This is a genomic window from Pseudomonas sp. 05N433 (genome assembly GCF_056396925.1).
Map to the genome: position 1 here is coordinate 38673 of NZ_JBFTML010000019.1, position 13157 is coordinate 51829.

The following is a 13157-nucleotide window of genomic DNA, read 5'->3' on the forward strand; positions in this document are numbered from 1 at the left end:
GGAGGTTTTGTAACTTAAGGTTAACGACAGGTCGCCGTTGTTGGAGCGGATGAGCCCCTGTGGCGAGCCCCCTCGCCACAAAAGCGTCCGTAGATTGGAGTCAGGACAAAACAGTCCACAACGCAAAACCGGCATACCAAAGCACTGCCGCGCGCAGCAGCAGTTCCCAGATCCGGTCCAGGCTGTTGATGCCGTCCGGGCCGACCACCGGCGCCGGAATTTCACCGGCCACCAGCCCGACCTTCTCGATCAGTTGGGCGGCGCTGATGTTCCAATTCAGCAGTTCATGCAGCATCACCCGGCTGACCGCGACAAAGTTGCCGACCAGCGCGAAGCTCGCCGCCAGCAACCGCACCGGCACCCAATCGAACGCGTGGCGCAGTTGTGTCGCGCGCTCGACCACAGCCGGGTTCTGCCCATGCTCTTCGGCCAGCGCCAGCAATCGATAGCTCAGGGCCGCGACCGGGCCCAACAGGAAGTACCAGAAGATCACCGCGAAAAAGCTCTGATAGGCCTCCCACAATAAATGCCCCTGCACCCGCTCCAGCAGTTGCTCGCCACTGTCGGCGCAGATATCCAGGTCGCGTTTGGCCACATGGGCGGCAGCCTGCAGGTCTTCCCGGCGCCAGGCATCGCGAAAGGGCCCCAGGCCGGCCAGCAGATCGCCACGCCCCAGACTGTAAATCACCACCAACAGGTGCACGGGCAACGCCAGCAAGCCATAGGCCACCGGGTCCAGCACCACCAACAGCAACCCCAGCAGCGCCACCGGCAACAACACCAGCACCACCAGTATCAGCCACGGACGGTTGGTCATGCGTGGGCTCACTTCAAGCTTGTTCAGCTCACGCACCCAACCCGCATCACGTTGAACCCGATGGCGCAGGGCCGAGAATTTCTCGATCCAGACCGCTAACAGCAGCACCAGAAAACTCATTGTTGCTCCTCTTCTTCCTGAGCGGCTTTTGCCAGGTCCGCACGATAGCGCGCCCAGTCAAACGCCGGTCCCGGATCAGTCTTGCGCCCGGGTGCAATGTCGCTATGCCCACAGATACGTTGCGCGGTGATGCCCGTGAAGGCGCTTTGCAGCTGTCGGGTCAGAGTCGTCAACGCCTGATACTGCGCATCGGTAAACGGTAGATCATCCGTGCCTTCAAGCTCGATGCCCACGGAAAAATCGTTACAGGTTTCCCGTCCCTCAAAACACGAAACGCCGGCGTGCCAGGCGCGCTCAAGACAAGAGACAAACTGAGTGACGGTGCCGTCACGTTCAATCAGAAAGTGCGCAGACACCCGCAGGTCGGCGATCCCTGCAAAGTAGGGATGTTCCGTGACATCCAGACGATTCTGGAAAAATTCCTGCACCTTGCCGGTCAGAAACTGCGCGGGCGGCAGACTGATGTTGTGGATCACCAGCAGGGAAATCTCGCCCTCGGGGCGCGCATTGAAGTTGGGCGAAGGGCATAAACGCACACCCTGACACCAACCACTCGCGGGGTCCAACTGCATACAGGCTCCTTCAACGACGACTGTGTTGGCGCCCAGTATGCCGCGATAGACCCTCGGCGCGCGATCACTTGCCGCGATTGAGACGCCGCAGGTTGCCCAGCACCGATTCCAGCGCCCGATCGAACAGCAAGGTGTCGTCCAGCGTGCGCACCGCGCCACGCCGAAACTCCAGGGCCAGGCCGGTACGGTTGCGCTCCAGCACTTTCATTCCGGTACGGTCGACAAAGATGTACTTGCCGGTGGATTCAATGATTGCCGTCAATTTACAACGCAGGGTGTTTTCCTCGTCTTCCTGAAACTCGACCCAGCCCCCCGGGCGCAGTTGATCGACTTGCAGTAGCGCGGCATCATCCTCCGGCAAACGCACCGAGGCCGTTTCGACCGGGCCTTCGTCAGCAGTGCGAAGCACGATTTCCTCCTGCACTTCGACCATTATCGGCCCCTCGACAGGCGTGCTGTTCAGGCTCGGACGTTCAAACAGTTGAACGTGCAGGGCTTCCAGCTCGCTGAAAAACTCGCTGGTAGCAAACGGGTCGAATGCCGAGCTGTTCAGCCCATCGCGCAATGACTTGAGCAACCCTGGCACCAGCGCCAACAAGCGCAGGCTCGCATCGGGTTCGTCATGGCGCTGCACGCTCCAGATCAACTGCTCCATGGTCTGCACATCGGCGTGCCATTCGGCGGACTGATCACCGTGCTTGAGGCCGGTCAGCAACAGCACTTTGCTCCAGGCCTCCTGAACAAACACCACCACGCTGTGCGGCAAAACCTTGCCCACCAACACCTGATTCAACACCTGCTCGACGCGCTGACGGGCCAGTTCGGTCCTGGCGCGTCCTTCTTCGGCGTCTCGGGTGCGCTGCTCCAGCAATTCACTGCGACGACGCTCGTCATGGGTGAAGGCGAGGAAATCCGCCAGCAGTTCGGAAAAGATCGCCGGGTCATCGACAAAGTCGTTCAACAAGCGCTGCACCACCTGCTCAATGCGCAGGTACAGACTGTCGCGCTGATGGTCATCGCACTCGCCCCAGCCCATGGCCGCCGCGGCGATTTCGTTGAGCAAGCGCCGGGCGGGATGGCTGCTGCGGCTGAAAAAACTCTTGTCGAGCACTGCGACTTTCAGCATCGGAATCTGCAAGCGGCCAATCAGCGCCTTGAGGGAGTCCGGCAGGTTGCGGTCATCGAGAATGCATTCGAAGAGCATGGCGATCAGGTTGATCACGTCTTCATCAGCCACCCCGACCACCCGCGACCTGCCACTTTTGACGCTGACCCGGGTCAGCAGCAGTTCGAGCTGGTTACGCAGGTCGAAGTCGTCCTGAACCGCCAGCGCCGGCACATATTGCTGCAAGTGCGAGAGCAGTCGCAGCAGGTCGCGGGTGGAAATGGGCTGGGTCTGGGCACTGACCTCCAGGGTCGGCGCAACGCTGCCGCGCACATGGAGCAGCAACTCCTGCAAGGCGGCGAAAACTTCCTGCACCCCCTCGTCAATCTGTGGATTGCTGCTGCGACTCCCTGCCTCGACAGGGTCGGCGTGAGCACTGGCAGCCGCTCGATCAGTGGCACGCCGCGCCGGGGCGGGCTTGAGGTCCGGCAGCACACCGGTGGCGATCAGCAATTGATTGGCTTCGGCGTAGAGCTGATCGGCGTTGCTGAGCACATAGCGCTCAAACAGCTTGAGGATGATCAGCTTGACCTTGATCTCCATCCCCAGGTTGCGACCCGCCTGCAGGAAATACTCGCAGAGCAGCGTCGGCCCCAGGGGGTTGTGCTGTTCGACCAGTTTCTTGCCCAACAGGGTGCTCAGTCGGGCGGTGAGTTGGTCGAGGGCGAAGCCATCGCGGTTCAGCACTTTGCCGACCATGATCTCCACCGCCACATTACGCTCCATGTCGTCATGGGATAGCGACGCCGAGGTATCGAAAGCCAATGCCCGGGGCAAGGCAGCCTGTGAGGTGTCGCACTGCGTGAGTCTGAGGAAAGCCTCGAGGAACTGCTCGAGAAAACCGCGCTCGATACTTTTGCGCTTGAGGCGCAAATCGCGCATGGCTTCGAAGAAAATGTTTTGCTCGACATCGTTTCGGGCCCGGTCGGCCATTTCGAACAAGGTGTCGTCGGCGTTATCGAACAGCTCCTGCAAACCCTGCTTGAGCTGTTGGGCAGCTTTGTCGCGAACCTGAAGCAGAATCACGGGCAGGCGGGCGAGCAGCGAATGAGTCGCCTGATCGGTAGTCGCCTTGTGCAAAGGCACTACATTCCCGTCGTTGTGCATCCAAGCCTCCTGAAACGGTGATTCTTCGGTTCGGTAAGAAAGATCGAGCACGCCGGCCACACAGCCGGCGTTCAGCGGAGAACATTGCACACCCGCTGTCATTCAATAATCGGGAATCCAAAGGTACGTCAAAGCTATGACGTCAAATGCAAGGCAGAATTATCTGCAAAAGACCTCTCTTGTGCCAGCAGACTCTGCGCTCCCAAAGAAACAGACGTTTATGAAAGACCCTTGCTTAGAGTCAATTGCTCACGCGAATCGACCAAATGCAGGTTCGTGAACGACGGGATGGTTGTTGATGCCTTGGGTTGCCTCGCGCCATGGCCCTATAATCGGGCCACTTTGTTTGTGGAGCCCGTTATGCCGAATCTACGTCTCGCCGATTTGACCGCCGAAATCGAAGCCAACGTGCGCCGTGCGTTGCTCGAGGACATCGGCAGCGGCGACATCACCGCGCAACTGATCCCGGCCGAACGTCTGGCCAAAGCCACCATCATCACCCGCGACGCGGCCGTCATCAGCGGCACTGCATGGGTCGATGCCGTGTTTCGGCAGCTGGATCCGCGGGTCGCCGTGCACTGGCAGGTGAGCGATGGCGAGCGGGTGAAACCCAATCAGGCGCTGTTCCACCTCGAAGGCCCGGCACGCTCGCTGCTCACCGGCGAACGCAGCGCGCTGAACTTCCTGCAGCTGCTTTCGGGCGTGGCCACGCGCGCGCAGTACCTGGCGGATTTCGTCGCCCAAACCCAAGTGAAGTTGCTCGATACCCGCAAAACCCTGCCGGGGCTGCGTCTGGCCCAGAAATACGCCGTGACCTGCGGCGGCTGCTACAACCACCGCATCGGCCTGTATGACGCCTTCCTGATCAAGGAAAACCATATCGCCGCCTGCGGTGGCATCCCTGAGGCTATTGCTGCCGCGCACAAGATCGCTCCGGGCAAACCGGTGGAGATCGAAGTGGAGAACCTGACGGAGCTCAAAGAAGCCCTGGCGGCGGGGGCCGACATCATCATGCTCGATGAACTGAGCCTGGATGACATGCGTGAAGCCGTGCGCCTGAATGCCGGCAAGGCAAAACTGGAGGCCAGTGGCGGCATCAACGAAAGTACGTTGCTGCCGATTGCGCAAACCGGGGTGGATTACATTTCGATTGGTGCGATGACCAAGGATGTGAAGGCGGTGGATCTGTCGATGCGACTGAGCCTCTGAGTTCTTCGCATAAAGAAAAACGCCAGCCCCGATGAGGCTGGCGTTTTTGTATCAGACCACCAGATTGTTCATCTCGCAGTACTCTTCCCACTCGACACCCAATACCTCGGCCGCTTCCTTGTGCAGCGCCAGGCGCGCAGCCTCGAACTCTTCCGGGGTTGAGGTGTACTTGAGCGTCAGCTCCCACGGCTGCAAGCCCTGGGCTTCTGCCTCATCCTCGAACGCCCACTGGATCTGGTCCTTCTGATCGTCGGCAGGCAAGTCCTTGATCTCTTCCAGTAACTGGGGTGCATCCAGTACGTACTTTTTCAGGGCTTCTTCGTGTCTGGCTTCTTGGGTCAATTCTTTAACGGTCATGGCGTTCTCGCTGATCTGGGGAATGGAAGATGGATCTGGATCATCAAGGATCTCTCTGACGCAAAAAAACCGTTTGAAGCCCGGTTTGTCTGGCCTTCAGAACCATTCGGGATCATCTGAAAACTGCTGGGCGATGCTCATGCAGGCAACGAATATAGGACGTTTTGCCGACGATTTACACGGCTCTTTACATCTATCCCGCAAAAAGCTGTGTGCAAGAGACGCTGGAGACCTCGGGGAACATAAATTCAAATCCCAAGTCATAGCGATGTGCCATATCGGCACTTCACAAGGAACCCCAGTGATGCGCAGTTTTTCGAAGCTTTCGTCTACCCGTCTTGCCGCTGCTACCCTGCTGCTCGGCAGCCTGACATTGGCCAGTGCAGCTCAAGCGGCTGTCGAAGTCGCCTCTGACCCTTCGCTGTACTCCGACAAAATCTCTGCCCTCCACAATTCATACGGCAAGGACACGCTCGTCAGAACCAGTGTCAGCATCGATGATCTGGAAAACCTGCAAAAAACCGTGAAGGCCAATGCCAGCGATCTCGAAAGCCAGAAGCGCACTATCAGCGAACAGGCCCGTCAGATCGAAGAACTCAAACGCAACAGTGGTTCCAGCACCAGCTCCAGCAGCAAGGAGATTGATGATCTCAAGCGCACGGTCAATGAACAGGAACGCGACCTGAACACTCTCACCAAACAAGTGGAAGAGCTCAAGCGCAACAGCGGTTCCAGCTCCAGCTCGAACAACAGCGAGATCTCCAGTCTTAAACGGGAAATCAGCGATCAGGATCGCGCGATGGATCAGCTCAAGCGCACCGTCGAGGAGCTGAGCAGAAAGGTGAAGTAAGCGGGGAAAATGGTGCCCGAGACAGGAATCGAACCTGCGACCTTCGCGTTACGAGTGCGCTGCTCTACCGGCTGAGCTACACGGGCTGTGGGCTAAACCTAGCACCGGTCTCGAGGTCCGGCAACTTGTGGCGAGGGAGCAAGCTCCCTCGCCACACCAAATTCCACGCTCAGCTTTTTCCTGCACACAGCAAAACGCCCCGAACCAGTCGGGGCGTTTTGCTGTTCAACGGTCAGGCGCGGGGGTAATTAAACGCCCGAAGCCTTGGCCGCTGCTACGTCTTTGATGGACAGCTTGATACGGCCGCGGTTGTCCACGTCCAGTACCAGAACTTCCACTTCCTGGCCTTCTTTCAGGATGTCGGTCACTTTCTCAACGCGAGCGTCGCTCAGCATCGAGATGTGAACCAGACCGTCCTTGCCCGGCAGGATGTTGACGAATGCGCCGAAGTCGACGATGCGCTCAACCTTACCGACGTAGATCTTGCCGATTTCAGCTTCAGCGGTGATGCCCAGAACGCGCTGGCGTGCAGCTTCAGCCGCTTCCTTGGTTTCGCCGAAGATCTTGATCGAGCCGTCGTCTTCGATGTCGATCGAAGCCTTGGTCTCTTCACAGATCGCACGAATGGTCGCGCCGCCTTTACCGATGACATCACGGATTTTGTCGGTGTCGATTTTCATCGCGATCATGGTCGGAGCGTTTTCCGACAGCTCGGTACGCGACTGGCCAATGATCTGGTTCATCTGACCGAGGATATTCAGGCGCGCTTCCAGGGCTTGGCCCAGAGCGATTTCCATGATTTCTTCGGTGATGCCCTTGATCTTGATGTCCATCTGCAGCGCGGTAACACCTTTGGCGGTACCGGCTACTTTGAAGTCCATGTCGCCCAGGTGRTCTTCGTCACCCAGGATGTCAGTCAGGACGGCGAATTTCTCGCCTTCTTTAACCAGACCCATGGCGATACCAGCAACCGGTGCCTTCATCGGTACACCAGCGTCCATCAGAGCCAGGGAAGCGCCGCAGACCGAAGCCATGGAGCTCGAACCGTTGGACTCGGTGATTTCCGACACGACACGGATGGTGTACGGGAACACGTCGGCAGCAGGCAGCATGGCCTGAACCGAACGACGAGCCAGACGGCCGTGACCGATTTCACGACGACCAGCGCCACCCATGCGACCACACTCGCCCACCGAGAACGGAGGGAAGTTGTAGTGCAGCATGAACGGGTCTTTTTTCTCGCCTTCCAGGGTGTCCAGCAGCTGTGCGTCACGGGCGGTGCCCAGTGTCGCGACGACCAGAGCCTGGGTTTCGCCACGGGTGAACAGTGCCGAACCGTGGGTCTTCGGCAGAACACCCACTTCGATGTTCAGCGGACGTACGGTGCGGGTGTCGCGGCCGTCGATACGTGGCTTGCCGTTAACGATGTTTTCGCGAACGGTGCGGTATTCGATTTCGCCGAAAGCAGCTTTGACGTCAGCAGCGGAAGGCTGGCCTTCTTCACCGGACAGCTTGGCAACCACTTGGTCTTTCAGTTCGCCCAGACGAGCGTAACGGTCGGCCTTGATGGTGATGGTGTAAGCCTGGGAGATCGCTTCGCCGAACTCGGCACGGATAGCACCCAGCAGAGCAGTGGCTTCTGGCTGAGGAGCCCAGGCCCAGGTCGGCTTGGCAGCTTCAGCGGCCAGTTCTTTAACGGCGTTGATCACCACCTGGAACTCGTCGTGAGCAAACAGTACTGCGCCCAGCATCTGGTCTTCGGTCAGCTCTTTGGCTTCCGATTCAACCATCAACACGGCTTCCGAAGTACCGGCAACGACCATGTCCAGGCTCGAAGCTTTCAGTTGTTCGTAAGTCGGGTTCAGCAGGTAACCGGTGCTTTCGTGGAACGCAACGCGGGCAGCGCCGATCGGGCCATCGAAAGGAATGCCGGAGATAGCCAGCGCAGCCGAGGTACCGATCATCGCAGCGATGTCCGGATCGGTCTTCTTGCTGGTGGAAACGACGGTGCAGACAACCTGCACTTCGTTCATGAAACCTTCAGGGAACAGTGGACGGATCGGACGGTCGATCAGTCGGGAAGTCAGGGTTTCTTTCTCGGAAGGACGGCCTTCACGCTTGAAGAAACCGCCAGGGATCTTACCGGCGGCGTAAGTCTTTTCCTGGTAGTGAACAGACAGAGGGAAGAAGCCCTTGCCTGGATCAGCTTGTTTGGCACCGACTACGGTCACCAATACGCTGACGTCGTCGTCAACGGTGACCAATACTGCGCCGGAGGCCTGACGGGCGATACGGCCAGTCTCGAGGGTAACGGTCGACTGACCGAACTGGAATTTTTTGATTACCGGGTTCACGGTGTCCTACCTTCTTTGTGGCTCTTGGGGGAACTTGTCTTCTTGCGAAATTCGTGGGCAACGCCGGGAATCGGCCCGACTGTCATTGTCCAGGGTAAAACTATTGTCCAGATAAAACTTGAGGCTGGGAGCCTGCCATGTACCTGCGGGAAACCCGCTGGCACACAGCAAACAACCAACCTCTAGCGCAATCGCTTATTAGCGACGCAGACCCAGGCGAGCGATCAGAGCGCTGTAACGGCTCACGTCCTTGCCTTTCAGGTAGTCCAGCAGCTTACGACGCTGGTTAACCATGCGGATCAGACCACGACGGGAGTGGTGATCTTTACCGTTGGCCTTGAAGTGACCTTGCAGTTTGTTGATGTTGGCGGTCAGCAGTGCAACTTGCACTTCTGGCGAACCAGTGTCACCAACAGCTTGCTGGTAGTCAGCTACGATTTGAGCTTTTTCTTGAACGTCGAGAGCCATGAGGCAATCCTTTTATCAGGAAACCGTTTCAGAAAAACAGTTTCAACAGGCCAGGGACAAATCCCTGTATCTAAAAATGAGTAGTGACCGTGCCTGTTAACAGCCACCCTCGTTCGGTCATTCTGACCGAATCAGTCGACGTGGCGCGATGCGCCCGTCTTCGCTCACTTCACCGATACCGATGAAGCGACCATTGTGATCCTGTACCCGTACCATGCCAAATTTCGGTGCATCCGGGGCACGTACCGGCTGGCCGTTGAGCCAGTAGAACGCGCTCGCTTCCGAGAACTGCAACAGTGGCCAATCCAGCAGGCCGCTGTCCGATGGCATCAGGAAGCGGTCGACCGCTTCGTTGCCGCCTTCGGCATGTACCGCTTCCAGCTCTTCCAGAGTGACGGTCTGTGCAAGCGTGAAAGGCCCGGCCTGGGTACGTCGCAATTCAGCCACGTAAGCGCCACAACCGAGTTGCTCACCGATATCCTCCACCAGGGTACGGATATAGGTGCCTTTGCTGCAATCCACCGCAAGCCGCGCAGTATCACCCTCAAAGGCCAGTAATTCCAAGCGCGCAATAGTAACAGAACGCGGTTCGCGCTCCACTACTTCACCTGCACGGGCCAGCTTGTACAGCGGCTGCCCATCGCGCTTGAGTGCCGAGTACATCGGCGGTATCTGACTGATTTGCCCACGAAATTTCGGCAACACAGCTTCGATATCGGCACGACCAACGGTCACCGGACGTTCCAGCAAAACCTCACCTTCGGCATCCGCCGTGGTGGTGGTCTTGCCCAGTTGCGCCAGGGTTTCATAACCTTTGTCGGAATCGAGCAGGTATTGCGAGAACTTGGTGGCCTCGCCGAAGCACAACGGCAACACGCCAGTGGCCAGCGGATCGAGACTGCCGGTATGCCCGGCCTTCTCGGCATTGAGCAACCAGCGGACCTTCTGCAACGCCGCGTTGGAAGTGAACCCCAACGGCTTGTCGAGCAGGATGATACCGCTGACGTTACGACGGATACGTTTGACCTGAGCCACCGATTACTCCTTGGCGTCTTCGGGTTCAGCCGCTACCGGGTGCTGATTGTCTTCAGCCACCGCGCGTTCGATCAGGGCCGACAGGTGCGCACCACGCACGACACTTTCGTCGTAATGGAAGTGCAACTGTGGAACGCTGCGCAATTTCATCTCGCGAGCCAACTGCATGCGCAGGAAACCGGCGGCGGAGTTGAGCACCTTGATGCTTTGCGCGATATCGTCGCGGCTGTCCTGCCCCATCACGGTGATGAAGATCTTGGCGTGACCGACATCACGGCTGACTTCAACAGCGGTAATGGTGACCAGCCCGACGCGCGGGTCTTTGACTTCACGACGGATCAGCTGTGCCAGCTCACGCTGCATCTGATCGCCGATACGTTGGGTACGGCTATATTCTTTTGCCATGTCTTGTTACCTGTTACTGCCCCACGGTGAAACCCGAAGGGTCTGAAAGCGGCAAACGCCCGGCCTGACAAAAGCCAGACCGGGCGTTGCGTTTAGAGTCCGACTGATGCACCGCGCAATTGCATGCGGCTGGCCATCACGGCTCTTGAAGTGCGCGAGTTAGAGGCTGCGAGCAACCTGAACCTTCTCGAAGACTTCGATCTTGTCACCGACTTTGACGTCGTTGTAGCTCTTCACGCCGATACCGCATTCCATGCCGGCACGTACTTCGGAAGCGTCATCCTTGAAGCGGCGCAGGGATTCCAGCTCGCCTTCGAAGATAACGATGTCTTCACGCAGTACACGGATTGGACGGTTACGGTGAACAACACCTTCGATAACCATGCAACCGGCGATCGCGCCAAACTTCGGCGAACGGAACACGTCACGCACTTCAGCGGTACCCAGGATGTTCTCGCGAACATCGCTGCCCAGCATACCGGTAAGAGCTTTCTTGACGTCTTCGATGATGTCATAGATCACGTTGTAGTAACGCATATCCAGACCTTCCTGCTCGACGATCTTGCGAGCGCCGGCATCGGCACGCACGTTGAAGCCGAACAGTACAGCGTTGGAGGCCAGTGCCAGGTTGGCGTCGGATTCGGTGATACCACCGACACCGCCACCGACCACACGCACTTGCACTTCGTCGTTACCCAGGCCATTCAAGGCACCGTTCAACGCTTCCAGCGAACCACGGACGTCGGATTTGAGGACGATGTTGAGCGTCTTCTTCTCTTCCTGACCCATGTTCTCGAAGATGTTTTCAAGCTTGCCGGCGTGAGCACGGGCCAGTTTGACTTCGCGGAACTTGCCTTGACGGAACAGAGCCACTTCACGGGCTTTCTTCTCGTCAGCAACTACGCTCATCTCGTCGCCAGCGTCCGGAGTACCGTCCAGGCCGAGGATCTCGACAGGGATGGAAGGACCGGCTTCCTTGATTGGCTTGCCGTTCTCGTCGAGCATGGCGCGAACGCGGCCATAGTTCGAACCGACCAGCACCATGTCGCCCTGGCGCAGGGTACCGTCTTGAACCAGAACGGTTGCAACCGGGCCACGACCTTTGTCGAGACGCGATTCAACCACAACACCACGACCAGGGGCCGATGGGGTTGCTTTCAGTTCGAGAACTTCAGCTTGCAGCAGAACAGCTTCGAGCAACTCGTCCACGCCGGTACCGACTTTCGCCGAAACCGATACGAACGGGGTGTCGCCGCCCCACTCTTCCGAAGTCACGCCGTGAACCGACAATTCGCTACGGATGCGATCGAGATCGGCGCCCGGCTTGTCGATTTTGTTCACTGCAACAACCAGAGGTACGCCAGCCGCCTGAGCGTGCTGAACAGCTTCAACGGTCTGCGGCATTACGCCGTCGTCCGCTGCAACCACCAGGATCACGATGTCGGTCGCCTTGGCACCACGGGCACGCATGGCGGTAAACGCGGCGTGACCAGGGGTGTCGAGGAAGGTGACCATGCCGCGTTCGGTTTCAACGTGGTACGCACCGATGTGCTGGGTGATACCACCGGCTTCGCCAGCAGCTACCTTGGCACGACGGATGTAGTCGAGCAGCGAGGTCTTACCGTGGTCAACGTGACCCATTACGGTCACAACCGGTGCACGGGAGAACGTCTCACCTTCAAACTTCAGGGACTCGGCCAGGGAATCTTCCAGGGCGGTGTCGCTGACCAGGGTCACTTTGTGGCCCAGCTCTTCGGCAACCAGTTGGGCAGTTTCCTGATCCAGTACCTGGTTGATGGTCGCTGGGGTACCCAGTTTGAACATGAACTTGATGATTTCAGCAGCCTTGACCGACATCTGCTGGGCGAGATCGCCAACAGTGATGGTCTCGCCGATCTTCACTTCGCGCACAACAGGGCCGGTTGGGCTCTGGAAACCGTGGGCGTTGCGTTTCTTCAGCTTGGCCTTGCCGCGACCACCACGACGGAAGCCATCGCTTTCTTCGTCGGTAGTACGTGGGGCAACGCGTGGAGCAGGCGCCTTTTCCTTGACCGAAGCACGATGTGGAGCGTTTTTGCGCTCGCCATCACCACTGCCACGACGATTGCTATCGTCGGCACGTGGTTTGTCCGGACGACGCTGCTCGTCGCGCTTGCGAGTGTCGGCTGCCGGTGCAGGTGCAGCGGCCACGACCGGGGCGCTTTCACGCACAGGTTCGGCAACTGCAACAGGCGCTGCGACAGCTTCGACAGGAGCGGTTTGCGCAGCAGCAGGCTGGCGACGCGCTTCTTCTTCGGCGCGACGCTTGGCTTCTTCTTCAGCCTTCTGACGTGCAGCATTTTCTACTGCGCGACGTTCTTCCAGTTCGCGTTTGCGCTCGGCTTCGATTTCTTCCGGGCTGCGCTGCACGAAGACTTTCTTCTTGCGTACTTCAACGCTGATGCTTTTGCTGCCAGCAACACGCAGGGTGCTGGTGGTTTTACGCTGCAGCGTGATCTTGCGTGGTTCTTCCACTTTCGCCTTGTGGCTGCTTTTCAAGTGAGTCAGCAAAGATTGCTTCTCACTGTCAGTCACATGTTCTTCGGCGGCGGTGTGCGGCAGACCTGCCTCACGCATCTGCTGCAACAGGCGCTCTACCGGTGTTTTGACCTCATCGGCCAGTTGTTTCACCGTGACTTGCGTCATGCACTTCTCTCCT

The 13157-nt window shown here is 58.4% G+C and carries 11 protein-coding genes and 1 tRNA gene; 2 read left to right on the top strand and 10 right to left on the bottom strand.

Going from position 1 to position 13157, the window contains the following annotated elements:
- Positions 1-100: 100 nt before the first annotated feature.
- The 3 genes from ampE to AC1DIS_RS12765 form a co-directional block, all read right to left on the bottom strand.
- Positions 101-937, bottom strand: coding sequence for a regulatory signaling modulator protein AmpE (gene ampE, locus AC1DIS_RS12755; protein WP_086945991.1), 837 nt, complete (start codon positions 935-937; stop codon positions 101-103).
- The gene (gene ampD, locus AC1DIS_RS12760; protein WP_018929494.1) at positions 934-1509 is read right to left on the bottom strand and encodes a 1,6-anhydro-N-acetylmuramyl-L-alanine amidase AmpD; all 576 of its coding nucleotides are present in this window, start codon (positions 1507-1509) and stop codon (positions 934-936) included. The genes ampE and ampD overlap by 4 nt, the downstream gene beginning before the upstream one ends.
- 64 nt (positions 1510-1573) lie before the next feature.
- Positions 1574-3781: a DUF1631 domain-containing protein gene (locus AC1DIS_RS12765; RefSeq protein WP_477744047.1), complete on the bottom strand. Its 2208-nt coding sequence runs from the start codon at positions 3779-3781 to the stop codon at positions 1574-1576.
- Between the two features lie 360 nt (positions 3782-4141).
- Here AC1DIS_RS12765 and nadC point away from each other — a divergent pair, with 360 nt between their 5' ends.
- Positions 4142-4990 carry a carboxylating nicotinate-nucleotide diphosphorylase gene (nadC, locus tag AC1DIS_RS12770; RefSeq protein ID WP_019582448.1) on the top strand — a complete coding sequence of 283 codons (849 nt, stop codon included), beginning with the start codon at positions 4142-4144 and terminating at the stop codon, positions 4988-4990.
- 51 nt (positions 4991-5041) lie between these two features.
- Here nadC and AC1DIS_RS12775 read toward each other — a convergent pair whose 3' ends face one another.
- Positions 5042-5347, bottom strand: a complete 306-nt coding sequence (locus AC1DIS_RS12775; protein ID WP_018929491.1) for a DUF6388 family protein — start codon at positions 5345-5347, stop codon at positions 5042-5044.
- Positions 5348-5651: 304 nt separating this feature from the next.
- Here AC1DIS_RS12775 and AC1DIS_RS12780 point away from each other — a divergent pair, with 304 nt between their 5' ends.
- The gene (locus AC1DIS_RS12780) at positions 5652-6197 is read left to right on the top strand and encodes a hypothetical protein (protein WP_018929490.1); all 546 of its coding nucleotides are present in this window, start codon (positions 5652-5654) and stop codon (positions 6195-6197) included.
- A gap of 10 nt (positions 6198-6207) precedes the next feature.
- On the opposite strand, the gene AC1DIS_RS12785 is transcribed toward AC1DIS_RS12780, so the two are convergent.
- From AC1DIS_RS12785 to infB, 6 genes are all read right to left on the bottom strand, one after another.
- Positions 6208-6283 (bottom strand) — tRNA-Thr (locus AC1DIS_RS12785).
- A 162-nt stretch (positions 6284-6445) separates the two neighbouring features.
- Positions 6446-8551: a polyribonucleotide nucleotidyltransferase gene (pnp, locus tag AC1DIS_RS12790; protein WP_018929489.1), complete on the bottom strand. Its 2106-nt coding sequence runs from the start codon at positions 8549-8551 to the stop codon at positions 6446-6448.
- A 198-nt stretch (positions 8552-8749) separates the two neighbouring features.
- Complete coding sequence (rpsO, locus tag AC1DIS_RS12795) at positions 8750-9019, bottom strand: 30S ribosomal protein S15 (RefSeq protein ID WP_011332409.1); 270 nt, start codon at positions 9017-9019, stop codon at positions 8750-8752.
- 117 nt (positions 9020-9136) lie between these two features.
- The gene (truB, locus tag AC1DIS_RS12800; RefSeq protein WP_007933551.1) at positions 9137-10054 is read right to left on the bottom strand and encodes a tRNA pseudouridine(55) synthase TruB; all 918 of its coding nucleotides are present in this window, start codon (positions 10052-10054) and stop codon (positions 9137-9139) included.
- 3 nt (positions 10055-10057) lie between these two features.
- The gene (gene rbfA / locus AC1DIS_RS12805; protein ID WP_007900467.1) at positions 10058-10459 is read right to left on the bottom strand and encodes a 30S ribosome-binding factor RbfA; all 402 of its coding nucleotides are present in this window, start codon (positions 10457-10459) and stop codon (positions 10058-10060) included.
- A gap of 159 nt (positions 10460-10618) precedes the next feature.
- Entirely contained in the window at positions 10619-13144 is a 2526-nt protein-coding gene (gene infB, locus AC1DIS_RS12810; RefSeq protein ID WP_086945987.1) for a translation initiation factor IF-2, read from the bottom strand.
- Positions 13145-13157 lie beyond the last annotated feature (13 nt).